At 52.7% G+C, this 16,591-nt stretch carries 17 protein-coding genes and 3 pseudogenes; 7 read left to right on the forward strand and 13 right to left on the reverse strand.

The features are described from left to right. Positions 1–53: 53 nt before the first annotated feature. Positions 54–431: pseudogene (locus EAO80_RS17625) on the reverse strand (sensor histidine kinase); the annotation flags it as partial. 184 nt (positions 432–615) lie between these two features. Continuing rightward, a complete protein-coding gene (locus EAO80_RS19930; RefSeq protein WP_162994069.1) occupies positions 616–1,221 on the reverse strand; it encodes a carboxypeptidase-like regulatory domain-containing protein in 606 nt (201 codons plus the stop codon). Positions 1,222–1,938: 717 nt separating this feature from the next. Here EAO80_RS19930 and EAO80_RS19935 point away from each other — a divergent pair. Continuing rightward, on the forward strand, positions 1,939–2,079 hold the full coding sequence (locus EAO80_RS19935; protein WP_162994070.1) for a DUF7563 family protein: 141 nt from the start codon (positions 1,939–1,941) through the stop codon (positions 2,077–2,079). 263 nt (positions 2,080–2,342) lie between these two features. Here the strand turns inward: EAO80_RS19935 and EAO80_RS17630 are convergent, their stop codons facing one another. Continuing rightward, entirely contained in the window at positions 2,343–2,762 is a 420-nt protein-coding gene (locus EAO80_RS17630) for a universal stress protein (protein WP_122091146.1), read from the reverse strand. A 411-nt stretch (positions 2,763–3,173) separates the two neighbouring features. Here EAO80_RS17630 and EAO80_RS17635 point away from each other — a divergent pair, with 411 nt between their 5' ends. Then, on the forward strand, positions 3,174–4,307 hold the full coding sequence (locus tag EAO80_RS17635; protein WP_162994071.1) for a PQQ-dependent sugar dehydrogenase: 1,134 nt from the start codon (positions 3,174–3,176) through the stop codon (positions 4,305–4,307). A gap of 1,057 nt (positions 4,308–5,364) precedes the next feature. Here the strand turns inward: EAO80_RS17635 and EAO80_RS17640 are convergent. From EAO80_RS17640 to EAO80_RS17655, 4 genes are all read right to left on the reverse strand, one after another. Then, the gene (locus tag EAO80_RS17640; protein WP_245998702.1) at positions 5,365–5,652 is read right to left on the reverse strand and encodes a DUF5789 family protein; all 288 of its coding nucleotides are present in this window, start codon (positions 5,650–5,652) and stop codon (positions 5,365–5,367) included. A 741-nt stretch (positions 5,653–6,393) separates the two neighbouring features. Continuing rightward, entirely contained in the window at positions 6,394–6,951 is a 558-nt protein-coding gene (locus tag EAO80_RS17645) for a type IV secretion system DNA-binding domain-containing protein (RefSeq protein WP_245998703.1), read from the reverse strand. 184 nt (positions 6,952–7,135) lie between these two features. Continuing rightward, positions 7,136–7,528, reverse strand: a complete 393-nt coding sequence (locus tag EAO80_RS17650) for a type II toxin-antitoxin system VapC family toxin (protein ID WP_162994072.1) — start codon at positions 7,526–7,528, stop codon at positions 7,136–7,138. A gap of 2 nt (positions 7,529–7,530) precedes the next feature. Next, positions 7,531–7,797, reverse strand: coding sequence for an antitoxin VapB family protein (locus tag EAO80_RS17655; RefSeq protein WP_122091150.1), 267 nt, complete (start codon positions 7,795–7,797; stop codon positions 7,531–7,533). Between the two features lie 452 nt (positions 7,798–8,249). Between EAO80_RS17655 and EAO80_RS20910 the strand changes: the two are divergent. Both EAO80_RS20910 and EAO80_RS20980 read left to right on the forward strand, forming a co-directional pair. Beyond that, positions 8,250–9,508: pseudogene (locus EAO80_RS20910) on the forward strand (cytochrome P450). Between the two features lie 686 nt (positions 9,509–10,194). Then, entirely contained in the window at positions 10,195–10,503 is a 309-nt protein-coding gene (locus tag EAO80_RS20980; RefSeq protein ID WP_211330760.1) for a hypothetical protein, read from the forward strand. Positions 10,504–10,511: 8 nt separating this feature from the next. Here the strand turns inward: EAO80_RS20980 and EAO80_RS17675 are convergent, their stop codons facing one another. From EAO80_RS17675 to EAO80_RS19940, 3 genes are all read right to left on the reverse strand, one after another. Beyond that, positions 10,512–11,063, reverse strand: a complete 552-nt coding sequence (locus EAO80_RS17675) for a DUF7342 family protein (protein WP_122091153.1) — start codon at positions 11,061–11,063, stop codon at positions 10,512–10,514. A gap of 272 nt (positions 11,064–11,335) precedes the next feature. Next, on the reverse strand, positions 11,336–11,737 hold the full coding sequence (locus EAO80_RS17680; RefSeq protein WP_122091154.1) for a VOC family protein: 402 nt from the start codon (positions 11,735–11,737) through the stop codon (positions 11,336–11,338). 168 nt (positions 11,738–11,905) lie between these two features. After that, complete coding sequence (locus EAO80_RS19940; RefSeq protein WP_162994073.1) at positions 11,906–12,346, reverse strand: hypothetical protein; 441 nt, start codon at positions 12,344–12,346, stop codon at positions 11,906–11,908. A gap of 340 nt (positions 12,347–12,686) precedes the next feature. Here EAO80_RS19940 and EAO80_RS17685 point away from each other — a divergent pair, with 340 nt between their 5' ends. The 3 genes and pseudogenes from EAO80_RS17685 (at position 12,687) to EAO80_RS19945 (ending at position 14,627) form a co-directional block, all read left to right on the forward strand. Next, positions 12,687–14,066: a carboxypeptidase regulatory-like domain-containing protein gene (locus EAO80_RS17685; protein ID WP_162994074.1), complete on the forward strand. Its 1,380-nt coding sequence runs from the start codon at positions 12,687–12,689 to the stop codon at positions 14,064–14,066. 113 nt (positions 14,067–14,179) lie between these two features. Further along, a pseudogene (locus EAO80_RS20920) lies at positions 14,180–14,380 on the forward strand (hypothetical protein); the annotation flags it as partial. Between the two features lie 97 nt (positions 14,381–14,477). Next, the gene (locus EAO80_RS19945) at positions 14,478–14,627 is read left to right on the forward strand and encodes a hypothetical protein (protein WP_162994075.1); all 150 of its coding nucleotides are present in this window, start codon (positions 14,478–14,480) and stop codon (positions 14,625–14,627) included. 237 nt (positions 14,628–14,864) lie between these two features. Here the strand turns inward: EAO80_RS19945 and EAO80_RS17695 are convergent, their stop codons facing one another. From EAO80_RS17695 to EAO80_RS17705, 3 genes are all read right to left on the reverse strand, one after another. Continuing rightward, positions 14,865–15,254, reverse strand: a complete 390-nt coding sequence (locus EAO80_RS17695; protein WP_162994076.1) for a PIN domain-containing protein — start codon at positions 15,252–15,254, stop codon at positions 14,865–14,867. Then, complete coding sequence (locus EAO80_RS17700; RefSeq protein WP_122091157.1) at positions 15,244–15,477, reverse strand: antitoxin VapB family protein; 234 nt, start codon at positions 15,475–15,477, stop codon at positions 15,244–15,246. The genes EAO80_RS17695 and EAO80_RS17700 overlap by 11 nt, the downstream gene beginning before the upstream one ends. Before the next feature lie 570 nt (positions 15,478–16,047). After that, positions 16,048–16,269, reverse strand: coding sequence for a hypothetical protein (locus EAO80_RS17705; protein WP_122091158.1), 222 nt, complete (start codon positions 16,267–16,269; stop codon positions 16,048–16,050). Positions 16,270–16,591: the final 322 nt, after the last annotated feature.

The raw sequence follows: 16,591 nt of genomic DNA on the forward strand, positions 1-16,591 counted from the left end.
TTAATGGGATACTTTCGGATAAGAAACAACACACCTCATGGGGTAAGATTGAATCAGACAGTGATTTCGAATCGGGCGCCGCCAGCGACACTCTCGGTTACGCGGATCTCCCAGCCATGTGCCTCGACAACTCGCTTGACGATGTTCAGACCGAAGCCAGTCCCCTCCGAATCCGTCGAATAACCCGCTTTGAATACCTCCTCGTGATGATTTTCGGGGATACCGGGACCATTATCCTCTAAATAGAAACCGTTGTCCAGTTCCCCAATTGTTACGGTTACGTCCTCACCACCGTGCTTGACTGCATTGCGAATTAGATTCTCAAATAATCGTTTCAGATAATTCTTATTGGCCTGAACGGCTTGATCAATATCGGTGACTAACGTAGCATCAGCTGTCTCCACAGTCTCCCAGCAGCTAATTACAACTGAATCGCTTTGTCCAATCCTTCGTCGACGCTTCCTGCAGTTTGGACATTGATCCGGTCATCCTTATGTTCAAGATAGATAGTAGCCATTTCAGTTATGTCTGAGTTGTCATCAACGTGAATCACATTAATCGCGTCAGTATTAATTGACATTGTAATTACTTGTTAGAGACTGTTTTGATAGCATTCTATTTAAATAATATGGTTAGAAACAAATTGTCTATACTAATTCGACAGAGATGCCTAACTAGCGTTGAGGATAACAGAATAGAGAGTGCGTGCGGTACTTTAGCCGGCTCGATCTCGATAGCTGGACCAGGTGTGCTGTTATCTGTCTGTGGTAGTGTTGTTTCGAGGGCGGCTTCATCTGCCGGTTCACCGATCTCCACTGGCGGGTCATCGACCGCAGTCAGCGGTTCTTCAACCTCTTGCACGGGGATGACGAACTCAACCGATCTATCTTTGTTGAGGTAAACAACCTTCGATCGGTCGGGGACAATAACTTCATATTGTCCCTCTGGCAGTTGAGTGATCAGCTGCCCGTTCGCGTCTATCGACCCAGTGAAGACCTGATCACCGGTTTTCTTGTTGACAATGGTGACAGATGTATCAGCAATTGGTCGATTGTTCTGGTCTCTAAGGTCCACCGAGAGCGAGCTTGTGACCGCACCGCACGCAGTATTGACGTTGTTAATCCGATCTGCCGTTTCGAGAGAGGTAGGAGTAGCAATAACGGCTCCACTGACTGCGACAATCGAACTCACCAGAAATAAACAGGCGAAGGCGACCGTCACAGCATGTCCCCATGACCGCACTGTTGTGATTTTGTCACGGCCGGAACCGATCACTGACCGTACACTGATCGTTCGAAATCGCCTCGTGATGACGGAAACAGCCTGTGACATCAATACTGTCACTTCAATTGATTATTCTACTAACACTTCAAACTATGTATTTTAGGTGAAAAATTCACCAATCTTATAGGTTATATAAATCATACAAGTTGACGCAGTTGAATGCCTTGTACAACACTGTTGAGGTTTACAGAGCAGAATGTTGGTCGGAGACAGCGAAGACATTGCTAGTAGAGGAATAGTGGACAGTCCTTTCTCTAGATGATGGTGATTTTGTGTTCGTGCTCATCTCTGATCAGGGTCGAACTACTTGTGACGCGCAGCGCCAGCAACCAATATTCGGTCATTCTCGTCCGTATGGAGCCAGTGAATTTCTCTCCAAATCTCTGTTCAAGATTGGGTCTTTCAATTGCGCAGAGGGCAGTTCTGGCGCTGGTAGCGAAAGAGATGGAGCGTGTGACAGGCTCCACCTAACGAGAGGTCCCCGATGGCCAAAAGTACGCGCCAACCGCGGTGAAAGTGAAAAAATAACTGACTCACCGGCTGGGAGCTGAGAACCCGCTGGATCAGTCACAATACCATCAGTTCTGATACGGCGTGTAGCGGAGCCCATTTTGCAACCAAAAGTTGATAAGAAATGTACAGAGTGGGAAGGGTATGCCCCAGTGTGATGAGTGTGACCACCACGTAACGGCCGATTTCCACCGCGTCTTCGCCGATAACGACGGGAGGCTCTTCGGCTGTCCAAACTGTCTGAGTGCAACCGCAATCAAGAACGGGAAAGCAACGGGCCTCTGAACTGCTCAATAGCTATCAACCTCCTGCGATACCAGCGACTGATACCGACGTGAATGTCTGCTTCTTTAGTAGCGAAGAGACAAGTAGAGGTAGCGAACCTGCACTTACGCTACTGGCTTGCTAGCGATCCAGTAGCTCATATGGATACATTCCTCCGAAAATCGATCACAGCCACCAGTGGGACGAGAGATCTAGTCCGATCCTCGTGAGCGGCGCAAACAGACATTAGTATGATGCTGTCTCGCGTGTTGGAGGGCTATTGATTACTCAACGACCGTCACTGGCACCGGTGATTGGCGAGTGACCGTTGCAGCGACGTTTCCGACCAGTAGCCGTGACGAAAGCTTGCGTTCATGACCCCCAATGACGACGATATCGAAGTCTTCAGCTCGCTTAATGATCGCTTGTGATGGATCGCCCAAATCAATGACGGTTGTAATCTCGACATCGTGTCTACGAGCCACTTCACGAGCCGCCTCGAAGACGCTCTCTGCTTGAGCTTGCGCCGTCTCTGAAAGATCACCTGAAAGCGCCAATCCGGTTGCGCTACCCATATGCCACGTAGGGACACCAATGACGTTGAGAACCGTGAATTCGGCATCAGTATACGTTTCAAGCGCGAATTCGAAAGCCTTCGTAGCCATCTCAGAGTCATTCATCGGAGCCAAGACATGGGATATCATAGCATAGTAAGGAATGAGTCGTCGACATGTATATTCAGTCCTTGCCCCTGCCACCTCATTACTTCCTTGGCAGTGATACTTGGAGAGTGGCCCGTCTACTGATCCTGTTTGACCATCAGTCCTATTTTGTAATCCATTTAGTACAGACCTGTCGACTGTCCTGAGTACTGTGTACGTAATTCAACGACTGGTGCCTTTTTTACGGCGAGGCTGTTTGAGGAGGTTATGTCCCAGGATCGACGACCAGTGACGCGGCGAAGGACACTTGCGGCAATGTGCTGTGTCGTCGCCAGCGGCTGTACGACACAGCCAGATACTGGAGACAGTACGACGTCTCCCGACCAGAACGCTCCCGAAACGGAGCAAACTGACAGCTGGGTTCCCACGGCCATCTCACCTTTCGAAACGACTGTGGAACCAACCGAACTCATCGTCAATCTTGACGTGCCCTGGGACCTCACGTTCACACCGACGAACGACCTGTTCGTAACTGAACGGACAGGAACGCTGCTTCGGTTCATGGCCGACGATGTACTGGCCATCGCTGAAAACGAGGCGGCTCCACTCGATGCCACCGCTGTTTCTACAGTAAACCAACACAGCTTCCTCGGCGATCATCTCCTTGGGATTACCACTCACCCAGAATTTCCTAATCCATCGTTCTTGTACGTCTACGTCTCGGTTAAGGAGGGATCGGAACAGTACAATCAGGTACTCTGCTACGACCCGCAAGCGGACGATCCTGAAGCGACACTCGAAATCATTGTCAACCGTATCGAGGGGGATCACACGATCGGCGGCCGAGTCGCGTTCGGCCCGGAGGACGACCTTTGGGTGCTGGTCGGAACAAAAGACAAACAGCGAGCGCAGGACCCCACCGTTCTCGGCGGGAGTGTCCTTCGACTCACGCCCGACGGCGACTCGGCACCGTCGAACCCATCGCTGGGCGTCGATGCCGATCCACGGGTGGTGAGTTACGGCCATCGAAACCCACAGGGCATTGACTGGCTCCCGACAGGTGTCCCGGTTCTGACTGACCACGGGCCCACTGGTCACGACGAGCTCAATTGTCACTTGGACGGCGAAAATTACGGGTGGCCAACCGTTCGGACCGAGCCCGAATACGAGGCCCATCCTGACTACGAACGCCCGCTTGTTAATACTGGGCCGGACGAGACATGGGCACCCGCAAATTGTGTTCGGTACACCGGCGATGCGATTCCTGCGTGGCACAACCGTCTGCTCGTTGCAACACTTCAGGGGATGGGACTGTCGATCATTACGTTACGCCCACCCGATGTGGACCAACCACCGGTAGAAGGGGACGCACACCGGTACGACGCAGATTGGTTTGACAAGCGCTACACGGCAACAGCGCATCAAACATTAAGTGGGGTACTCGGCCGAATTCGGAACGTCGCTCAGGGCCCGGACGGGACGCTTTTAGCCACTTCTTCAAACCGAGATGGGTTGGCACCCGATGCCGGACAGTTCCCTCGTGAGCACGACGACGTACTTGTGCAACTACAGCCCGCCTTGGAATGAGAATTCCAGTAGTCAGAAGCATAACGATGTGAGTGAATACGCCCATTCCGGTGAATTTGCCAAGTACTGTGAGGGACTGCCGTTATTGAACAAGAAAGGGACGTAGGCTTGTCTCGCTCAACGGGATCCTCGAGAAGCTCGGTAAAGCCGACGTTGAGCAGACGAAACGTCGCGGCAAGAAGCTCGTCATTGTTGATTTCGAGGCAGCCGATCGCTATCACGATTGTTGTGATCGGGCGAACGAGCAGTCCTCCGCTCAGAGCGTCTGTCCTATACATCAAAACACAGGAACAGGTCAGCACCCCGCGGATATAGTGACTTGGACTGCTCGAATCGCAGTGGTGTAGGTATAACTTGCGTCCGTTAAGGATGACTTGTCTCTATTCACCGGTACCAACGGTGTTAGATGAGCCCCGTCAAGTACGGGTTTCCTTTAATCTCGATGTTACTACATCAACGGACTAGCCTGCTGATGAACCGCTCAACAGACTCCGTGAACGAGACGGTGGGTGTTCCAGGCAGGTAGACTGAAGGATCGGATTGTTCAATTATAACGTTAGGTTCGGTTTCTTCCATACGCTTATTATGAAGTAGAGCTATTTACGCATTTCTGAGTACATTTTGGGACGCCACGGATCAATAATCAGTATTAGGAAAAACAGGTCTAGTGCTGAGGATCATAGGTACAATGTCGAGCACCAGCAAAGTGGGTGCGAAGAAAATGGGGCTGCTACCGGCTGATTCCTTCTCGAGCCCAGACAATCGTCACATGATCGAATTCCTTGTGGAGCTTGTGAATCGAACCACCTCCAGTTCCTATTTTCGAGGCCTTTTCTCGTATTCGCTGCTCGATCCCCTCGCTTATCGTTCACTGGCCGGTCGAATATGGAGTATCGATTCGATGCGACTGCTCACAATGGTTTTCATCATCTTGATCCATACAGCAAACTCTGCACGATGATATTGCGAAATAGGCAGAGACCACTCGCACCTATGGAGAAACAGCCGTCAGTGGCACAGAAACGAACTACTTCGCTCCTCTACCACTACTGGCCGCTCAGAAGGAGTCCGGCTCTCGATCGTCGTCAACTCCAAGCGCCGGCGGTGTTCGATCACTATAACCTTCTCGTCCGACTCCATCTTTGTTCACCGACCCGATAACAGCTCGCCGGACGTCCTCCTGAGAATCAAAGCGTTCGTCCTCGAAGGGCACAAGCACGTTCTGAAGCGATTGTGTCCCGTTTGGAAGCTGCAAGGTCGCTTCACCGTATGCCTCAATCAGCTCAGTACAGTCAACCGGGTACTCGCAGGTTGCGAGATCGTCGGCCAGTGACCCAAACTTCACACCTTGCTCTCGCGTTCGATCTCGCTCATTTGATTCGGATACGATTACACATGATTAACCATTCAGATACAGAAAAGGATTCGCCGCGACACCCTTGTGGCGGGAGAGCAACCCGATAGCTGTCCTTCGAATCTCGTCCTGAAGCGACCCGCTTGAAGCCATTCGCTCGCTATAAGTACTCTGTGTAGACTGTGAACGGAACAAATAGGATAATAATCATTTAGGTACTAGATTTAATGTTTAGTAGTATCGTATCTAACTATAAGGTATGGGCCTAGCCTGACTGAGAGGGCAGGTCTGAGGCCATAGTTAACTCCTCCGCTCGATCGCAGCACTCAGGCGTCCATGCCCTTTCGAGAATACAATCAGAGAGTCGATTCTGGGGCTCTTGATGAGCATCTAGCCGCAGTCATGCACGCTTGAGCAGATACTGATCGTAACCGGAAGACTATCTGTTATTATGTTGGATAAGACTAGTGGAATATAACGAAAAATACCAACACGCAAGGTAGTTACTAGAGACTAACGGTAAAATGACACATTAGCTTACTGGTAACTAAGAGACAGTCTTTCCTCCTCTTGTATGGGAGGGGTACCCCTCCCGGTTCCGGCCGAGGCCTCAGGGCCGGGACCTTATTCGTACCAACTCTCAATACAAATAGGGAAATATATGCCGAGAGTACCATATCAGTCAGTACGTAGTAATTGTGGATAATCGAGTGACACAACTGATGTTTCTACTCAATTGAGCGGTTCAATCGTATGGGCACGTTCTTTTCCATACGTGTCCTCGAGTTGTGCCACGGACTGAAGCGAGAGAATCGCCTGACAGTTAACGCCCCGACCGACGTTGATCAGTTCGCCGAGGCGCTTGATCGTCGCGTCCAGGTGCTCGATCTCGTCGAGGAGGTAGTACGCCGACCGGTCCGGATTGTCCATACCGTGCATGATCGACTGGTCGATCAGGTAGCGGAACACGGACGCGATCGTGCCGGACTGCCGGGTTGGGTAATTGAGTACCAAGACCCGCCCGTCGGGGTTCTGGATGTACTCCCGAATCGAGAACTCGCCGCTCTCCGCGAAGTCACCGACGAACAGATCCGTGATCTGCTGTTGCGCGGTCACGAATACGGATCCAGCCTGCCGTTCCGTCTCAGGATTGATGGCACTCGCGGCGGCCGTCAGGTCCTCGTGACCGTCCCGAGTGAGGTGCTCGTGTATCTTCTCGGGTGTCGCTCGTGAGAAGTAGTTCACGAGCTCGGCGTTCGGCATTGGTTCCTGGGATCGATCCCATGTCATTGTTCGAATCTCCGACGTACCTTCGAGATGCTCGGCCAGATGGTCTCGTGATCAGGTCTCTCTACTGCGTCGTTCGCTGAAAGCAGTGACGTAAGTTCGTGATTAGCGATCTTCTTGCTGTCTCGGTAGATATCGATATACAGTTCGTCCTCCGTGACGTCATACGCCGCTTTAATACTTCATATCAATACTCGTGGACAGCAACGTCATCAAAACGATTGAAGTGATCGATATTACGCGTCACGACAGGCTCCTCGAAGCCGATCGCCGTTGCTCCAATAAGACAGTCGTGCATCTCCACTGGCGTTCCATCGTTGTAGAACTCGCCGTGTAGGCGTCCAGCGCGCTGTGCGATGCGTTCATCAATTGAGACGACCTCCTTCGACAAAACGACGCTAATGATGTTTTCCTGTTCTCTATTTGGGTTTGACGAGCGCGGAACGCCCGCAAAGAGTTCTGCAATGGTTATCGATGACACGCGCTGATAGACGTGGTCCGAATCAAGCTGGCTCGCCAGTCGGATCGCCCCGCTATCACCGTGTCGAACGTCTAGTAGAAAACTCGTATCGAGGATCACGGCTAGTGATCCGCCGCCGAATCTGATTCATTTGCGTCGAATTCGCTCGCGTAGCGGTCGGTTGATCGGTCAATGCTTTCGCGGGCGTCGGTGACTGCGCGCTCGTATCCGTCGTCAGCTTCCCCTGTTCCAACCATATCGAGTAGTGGGCGATCGCCTGCAAGTCGCTCGACAACGTCGTTGAACGACTCTCCCTCGCGCTTTTTCGCGGCTAACAGATCGTATGCGCGTTCACTAAGTGCGATCGTTTTTGTGTCGGTCGATGCCATGATTATAGCTACCTGTGCTACGACTATAAGTATTTGTGCCACGGAACCGTGGCTATATCCGTGAGCTTATAAGTGATAGTTAGATATCATTTTACTCTGGCATACGATGGGGATACTCGTCGCCGGGTGGGTGGATCTTCGGAAACCCATCTCACTCTTCGGACTGGCAGTATTTCTTATACTCCATAGTTCTCCTTCCACATATCCACTGCTTAGATCTCACCGAACTGTTGGTATCACACCTTGCTATCGACGCCCTGGTCAACCTTGTGCAACATATCACTCTGTGCAAGACCAATTGTTGCACAAGGAGGGGTATCAGAGAGTGAACAATAGAATCAAGATAGAGTAACCGTATATCGCATATGCAACAGGCAATCCCGCACCCACCGGATGCTGGCATTCTTAACGCACTCCGATTCGGGTCGGATCCGTTTCGTTTTCTTGAGGGGATGCAAGGACGATTTAAGGAGATCGTCTCAGTTCCCATCCCCGGCCGAGCGCCATTGGTTGTCGTCACGAATCCGGCATTGATTCACGAGGTACTCTCGCGTCCGGAGGCGTTCAGTCGGGTTCATGCGCAAGGTCCGGCCGCCCTTATCGCCGAACAGGGACTTGTCCAAAGTGAGGGCCCACTCTGGCGTCAACAGCGCTCGATTATGGGGCCAGCGTTCAGAGGAAAACAGGTCACTGCCTATGCAAACGCTGTCGGTGAGATGGTCGACGAACTCGCAGCAGAGTGGCGTGAGGCGGGAGGGCCAGACACGCGGAACTTACACGAAGAGATGACCGCAATGACGCTCCGGGTCGCCTCGGAGATTCTCTTGGGTGAGGACCTCGGCCGCAAGCGGGCAGAACAGTTCCATGAATGGATGCATATTGCTGGAATCGAATTCGAGTTCTCACCGTCGACTGTGCGTCCGAACTGGCTTCCACAACGGATCTCACCAGAGTTCAAGCAGGCGGCTGAAGGCATTCGTACCCTGAGCGAGGAGATCATCGAGCAACGACGGGCCAAGTTAGCGGCAGTAGACGAGGACCAGCCGCCACGGGACATGTTGCGCTCCTGTTACGCGCTGAAGCGGATCCCGAGGTCACGTATTCGGAGAATCAGATCCGTGACGAAGTCGCCACATTTCTCATCGCGGGGCATGAGACGACCGCGCTCAGTCTGACCTATACACTCGGTCTACTTGCTCAGAATCCCACTATTCGAGAGCGGGTTCGCAGCGAGGCGGACAGGGTGATCGGTGATGAACAGCCCCAGTACAAGCATCTCACAGATCTTTCCTACACTCGCCGCGTGTACCGAGAAGGTCTACGACTGTATCCACCGGCGTGGGCGGTGTTTCGCCAGGCGAGTGAAAATATTCGATTAGGCAACTTCGAAGTAGTGGAGGGATCTGCGGTGATCCTTCCGCAGTGGTCTGTCCATCGGGATAAACGATACTTTGACAATCCTGCTGAGTTTGATCCATCGCGCTGGAAGCGCCGGTCTCCGAACGGAGTGAGTGCATATTTCCCGTTCAGCACTGGCCTGCACGCGTGTATTGGGTCGCAGTTTGCCCTGTCGGGAGCAACGCTCTCTCTCGCTCGTCTTACACAGAAATTTGATATCCGGGTCCAAGCTCACGAATTACGAGATCTGCGTCCCACACCGACACTCCGTCCTGGTAAGGGAGTTGCAGCGAGGATCAAGCCACTCAGGTAAACATGGACGTCGTCTACTGATTAGCAGGGACTGATACTCTAAGCTCGGTCATACGCCTGCAAAATTCCTCTTACTATACTCCTTATCGCGAGAACTACTTAAACTCGAATGGGGAGCGAGTCTGTGAGAAAATGGGAGTGAGACGGGTGCTCACACCGTCTCCGGGCTCATCCAATCTAAAGCACGTTCAGTCGTCGTCCAGTTACAGGATTCATTACCAGCCTCAGAACAACCCACGCAAAATGATTTTAAAGCAGCTAATTCGACTGATACCGTACCCGACTGATCTCTTTTAGAGTTAGCATTCAATACTAGATCTTCCAATTCGAGTGTGTCCCATCGCTACCCTGTATCTATCGGTCCTCCAGATACGAACTGACCTCTGATACGAGCCACAGCTTACGACCGGAACCCTCGCTCGCTCAGGACAGTCGTCATACCGAAAGCACAGGATGGGGGCCCTGCCGGATGGGTTGGAACGGGATCAGTAGGTGACACAAACCGAAGTTGCAGAGGCTGGGAACGTCACTACAACGACTATCTGAACGCATCGAGAAACGCTCGATGAACTAGCTGTCTAGACCGGCCATGGAGGGAGTGAGGGAGTTCCATTTTCCCAGGTAAGCGAGCCGATCGCCGGGTGTGTCTTCATAATTAAGTTGAATGTGGCAGGACCCAAGGTCCGGATGATCGGCGTCCTGATGAAAGCCGAGTATCAGGCCTCGATCCGGTTCGACCCAGTTGATGCGGTAGTATTCGTGATCGACACCGGCCGGGTACCAGAAGCGAATCTCCAGTCGTGCCCTCTCCGCATCATAGGGATTACCCAGAAATGTTGCCAAATCGATATCCGTGATGACGTACCGAGGCCGTCGTCGAGACGGGCGATAACGCACGTTCTCACAACTAGCCTCATTCGTCAATCGGTCGTGAACGTCTCGGAGGAGGGTCCGCTGTGTATATCGGTCACGACCAGCGAGAAAATCATAGTGTGAATCGAGAATTAGCTCGTGGCACGGTCTGTCACAGTAGTCATCTGTTCGCGAGCGGATTCAACATCCGAGTAGAGTTCTAGTGCGTGCTTGATCAGTCGACGATCTTCCTCGTTTTCACGCCAGAACGCGATGACATCCCGGCGTTCACGGAGCTCATCACTTGCGAGAGTACCGTCGGCAAGCGACAGTTCGAGATCCTCCCACGTCTCAACGTCGTAGGTCGCCTGCCACCCCTCAATCTCCTCGGTGATCGCAGTCAATTCGCTCCGAAGCTCCTCGCGTGGATTCTCCTCGATGAGCGTGCGGATTTCCTCAAAGAGCAATCGCGTGTAGTTGGATTGATAGAGTGTCTTCTCGCCGGCCTCGACGCGGCGCAGCTGGCCCTGCTCAACGAGATCGTGAAGTTCCTCGTTAGTCGTACTCCAGGCGGCGTCTGCTTGATCGCTGATCCAGTTGACTGATTGGGGTTCGCGAAGCGTCTCGGCGACCGCCCGAATGCGTTCGCGCGCGCTCATCGACTTGGTCCACGACTGGACCCTATCTCGCGAGAACTCGGACATACTGGGTACCTCTATCAACACTGTTCGCGTCTTATTTGCATATATGTTTGTACCCTCTCGTATAATCACGAAGAGATCGTGACCGTGGGGATCCGGACGTTGAAATTCGAAATGAGACTCAGCGAGAATACCGGTTCCACTGGTACGCCGATACAGAGACCCACGCTCTATAGGTATCATATTTTCTTAATTTCTTAGATAGTTAAATGAAATAATTAGTAGGTGGTTTGTACGAATCTATCGAGACACGATTCAAGCATATCGGGAGATAGTTATTCAGCAGTAAGTTCAGGGTATGCGACTTCCCAAAGATGGCCATTGGGATCGGCAAAATATCCAGAATACCCTCCCCAAAAGACGTCTTGAGCTGGCTTAATTATACGACCGCCAGCGGATTCTACTTCTTTGAGTATCGATTCAACTGTTTCCTTGGTCGGTACATTGTGTGCTAAGGTAACTCTGGAGAATCCGGTTTCGTCGTTAGAGACAGTCGCATCCTCGGCAGGCTTCTCCCGTGGATAGAGTGAAAGCCACGTTCCTTCAAGATCAAAAAATGCTACGTCACTGTCGTCCTCCCGTTCCTGCATTGGGAATCCAAGCCCGTCTCGATAGAAGCGAATGGACTCATTGATGTCGTCAACACCGAGGGTTACGAGTGTAATTTTCGGTTCCATACCTTAAAAGGGAGGTACACAAGCGATAAGGTTATGCTCTGTATGTAACGGTTGGTGCCGGCTTCAATTTCCAGGTGAGAGGATGAAGCAGCTGTTAGGTAGATATTCCCATCTACCGGCTGTTCCATTCTACAGTGTGTCTAAAGAATAGGATTCCAATAAAGCCAACTAATTAGCAATTGACGATGTCATTTCATTATAAGCAGTTTGGAAACGTTCTGTTCGCACGATTGTGTGGAGAAAAACCCCGAAAGCAAGGAGAACCCCTGCCACAATAGTAAAGAGTCCACCGAAGAACACCCCACCAGATTCGGCTGCGTACAATGTGTATAAGCTTGTTGCACCGAATAAGAACGTCATCCCACCGAGAATAGCAAGAGCGACAGACACAATTCTAAATTGCTCTACAAACGCTTCAACCATGGCAACAACGCCGAGTAGTGCCGGAACAACGAGTTCAGGATTGACTGGTATTGATCCAATGGCTGGCCACGTTGAGTATGGTTGCGGGAGATAATTAAATGACATTGCAGCAATGAGAAGGACTGCTCCGGCGAGCAGTAACTTGGTGGCTTGGAGGGCTGTTCGTGTCGGGATGTTTGCGGGCATACAAACACTTTGATTGTCTGTCAATATGTAATTATGGGACTTTGTTGGAATTCTTAGCTGCTAACAAGATCGAGAGACCCTCTGGTGGGTAGAGAGCGTGCATCTAACGTGCGTATAGAGAATTTCCTACCCAAAGAAGTAATCCGAAAATCACTATATGACTCAAAATAGATAATAAAAAACAGTTTGGATATCTGGTACTGCATTTGAGCGCCTATCTCGATAACTAACACTGGACAGAAACGACAACTATTTTTAAGAAATACTAACGGTGAATCACGATAAAATTCTGATAATGCCGAGTAGACAGCAATTACTAGCAATCGCGCTTGTAAGCATTATGCTCACGGCGGGATGTACGGGATGGGGAACTGACGGAGCAGGGGACAACCCAGGTGAAGAGCCCAACCAGTCCGACAATCTCGAGAACGAACAGAACAACACTTCGGACGAGAGCGAGGACACCTCGGGGACGCCACTCGGCTCCGAGGGAAGCTCGGACACATCCGATACTGAGAGCGACGACTCGGACCCGCCATCGACGAGTTTGCAGTCCGGCGACTCCGACGATAGCGAATCAGCAAGCGGTGATTCGGATGCCAACGCCCCGGACTCAAGCGACGGTGATACCGATGCAGAACACCGTTCGCTTACCGTCACCGTTACTGACACCGACGGCAACCCGGTCGAAGGGGTCGACGTCACGGCCACGCACGAGGCGTCCGGCGAAGAACGGACACTTACTACTGACGGCGATGGCACGGTTGTTTTCAACGTCCTCGACGGCGAGTTTGCCCTCTCGGCTGGTGGGGCCACCGAGTCCGTGACAGTTGACGGCGATACGGAGACGACGCTCGAGACGGACAGTGATGCCTCTGGTGGCGACGGGGACGCCCCCGTCGAGAACGACGAGCAGCAAGAGGACAGCGACACCGACGAATCGGATGAAGAGACTCCCGACGGGGATGACCCCGATGAGGAGCCATCTGAAGATCCTGAAGAGCCCGAGGACCCACCGGAGGACCCGAACGACTCCGAAGAGCCCAACGAAACGAACGACTCCAACGACTCGAATGAGTCCAACGAGACCGACGACGAGCGCACTACGCTGACCGTCACACTCGTCGACGCTGAGACGAGCGAGAGCCTCGATGGCGAGGTCCAAGTCTACCTAGAAGGGTACGGCACGCAACTCACGCGCAACACCACTGACGGCACGGTCACGTTCGACGAAGACCTCCCGAACACGAGTGAACCCGGCGGCGATACCTACCACGTCGGGTTGGACGCGAACGTCGATGGCTACTCGACTGTCGAGGGTATCACGTCACCCGGCAGTGAAATTTCGACGGGCGACGACCTCGACATCACAATGGAGCTCGTTCAAGACCCGGAGATCCACGACGTGCAGTTTACCGTCGTCGATAACCGGACCGGCGAGCCCATCGAAGGGGCGTCGATCGAGGCGCTTGGCGGGCGACTGCCGAGCGGTATGGACATGATGTTCGGCGGCGAGACGAACGCCAACGGTGAATTCTCGACGACGGCCGCCGAACACGATAGTTACGAACTCAATATCAAAGCGCCCGGATATTTGGGGGTGACGCCGACCATCTCGATAACGGACGATACAAACCGGACGATTGCGTTAGAGTCGGAGCATCTGCAACCCCCGGACGAACCGAACGAATCTAACCCCCCGAACGAAAGCGCAGTGTAGCGGTTCCTCTACCCACGACCATTTCCGGTATTCTCTTCCGAACTTGAAAGCCACCAAGTCGGGTATATTTAGAGGGTCTTACAGAGGTTAGCCCCGACTAGTTCTCATTTAAAAACACGTGTCACACTCCCCAAAGAGAGTGGTGTCTTGAATCGTTGTTTTGTTAAGGAGACGTTACGCGTCTCAGTGAACTTAGCTACCGGCTCCGTAACTTCGATCGCGTCCAGCAAGTGAAGGGCCGTCACCGAGCGCACCGCCTTCACGCTGAACAACTCTCGGGACATCAAGATCGTCGGCCACGATACCGAGGGTAGGGGCTTCGCCGAACAGATATTCGGACTCACCGACAAAGGTCGCGAGTTAACCGACGAATGGGCCACCGAGACCACCGAGCGTCCTGATGGATATGAAATGCGCGTTGAGCGTCTGGAGGACGAGGTCGATGAACTCCGGAAGGAGAACGAGTGGTTAGAGACTGAAATTGAGAAGCTGCGCAAGGAAACTGTTAGCGAGGAGAAGTTCAGTGAATTCGTTGAGGTGCTGGAGAACGAATTGGTATGATTCAATCCTCTCCGCACCGAGGCCGGGCGTCGCATGGGCGATAAACAAACCCACCACACTCGCTACGTTTGTTCTTTTGGCACGTCGTGTGGGCACTCCTAACGGCGTGGTGGTCGTTCAGACTGGTGAACGTCCTCTATTGGATGAAGTGCCGCTACGGAGACGCACAGTACCTCACCCTGCGTGAGACCCGCACCGAGACGACCGAAGACGGCGAGGAGTAAGCAACGATAGATTCTACTCGTCAATATTGGCGACTCGGAGCCCGCCAATACGGCTGAAATCACTATCACGGGTAACGATCTCCGCGCCCGCTTCGCGGACGATTCCTGCTATTAGCATATCCAGAGGGTTGATCGGTGTGCCCTGGTCGAGAAGTTCGGCCTCAATCATGGCCGTCTCCGTGACCGCGCCCGCTGTCACCGGAAGGGGATCGGCCCAATTTAGCGCTGCTTCAGTCTCGGTAACACCGGGCTTCCGAGAGGCCTGTGCTCCGTATCGCAGAGCTTCCCACAGTACTGGCGTCGGGAGATACCACGCCCCATCGTAGGACTCGATCACGTCGGCCGCCTGCTCATGGTGAGGGTTGTCGGAGCGAAGATAGTCGCTCAGGACGCTATTGTCCAAACATCTCATCGTAGTGCTCGTCTATCTCCTCGCCGAGTTGCTGATGTTTCTCCTCGTGGTCCCGCCCTGCATCGATGTCATCCCAGAGTCCTCGAGCTTTTGTCGGGTCATCTCTTGACTTCGAGAGCCGGTTTACCACATCGCTGAAGCTCTCGTCACCGCGCTTGTGAGCTTTCAGGCGCTCATATGCGTCCTCGGTGATCGTGAGTGTCTTTGTAGCCATACACGTACGTGTACGTGCACATGTTCTATAAAACTGTCTCCTTCATATATGTGATAAGACGATCACTGTAACCGCGAAGTTCCACCAATCAACCCACTCGCGGCGGCGAGAGTGGCAACCAACGCCTTGTTACGTCGGCCGTCCTCGGGGTCGGTTTTTTGCGGAATAGCCCCCGGTCGACATGAGGTCGAGGAGGCCGTTTTCGACGGCCACGAATCCTGTTTCAACACCGAACTCGCCAGCTTCGGCTACGGGTTTGTACTTTTAATTCGGCGAGAACACTCAATCCGTAACTCATGGGTGACCGGGAGCCTGCGTCCGGCTCCGGGTTCGCTGCCTTGGCGTGCTCGCTTTGATTCTGCACGGCCTCTCTACCCGCCTCGGGTGCAGTCCCATTCTCGTGACCCCCATTCCACGCCCCGTTCCCGTCACTCTTAGGAGCGGATTCAGAGGACTTCTCGTCACTGCTATCGTTGCGTGTGAACAGCCATGTCATTGCTCCCGTTACGGCCACACCTACTGTCGTTGCTATTCCAGCGATCATGCCTCTCCGTTTCATTGGCGGTATTGTTAGCTCAAGATCAGCGCAACTATCGCTCCTATCAGGAGCATCCCAAAGACACCCTCCGGGCTGCCGGAGTAGCCGGTCATGTCGAGGACAAGTTGTGAGAGCGCCATCAGTATCTCGTAAACCAATTCGCCGCTGTGGTGGAACACGTCTATTGGACTCATATCTAATCTCTCTTCTATGTCTTCAGCGTCATCATCCCCAGTTATCGCCTGCTCAAGCAACTTGGCATACGCTTAGGGGAGCCGGATACCTTCGGTCTCTGCATACACTTTGATCACTTCGTGAAGGTCGCCGCCGCGCTCCATATCGACAGTGATCCGTACCTAACTCAGTATACTATCCAGTACCTAATAACTCTCCTCATATTGTTATTAGATACGGATGGGACTCACATCGACGTATCCCGACTAACGGGAACCGCCGGCCTGTCCGGAACGAGGCGGTGAGGTCTCGCTACAACCAACTCCATTCTTAAACGTCCTCAACTAGCAGCGCCAATCTACACCATCCTTACTCTCACGTACGCTATCCACTAACCACATA

It is taken from the genome of Halalkalicoccus subterraneus (assembly GCF_003697815.1).
Lineage (GTDB): Archaea > Halobacteriota > Halobacteria > Halobacteriales > Halalkalicoccaceae > Halalkalicoccus > Halalkalicoccus subterraneus.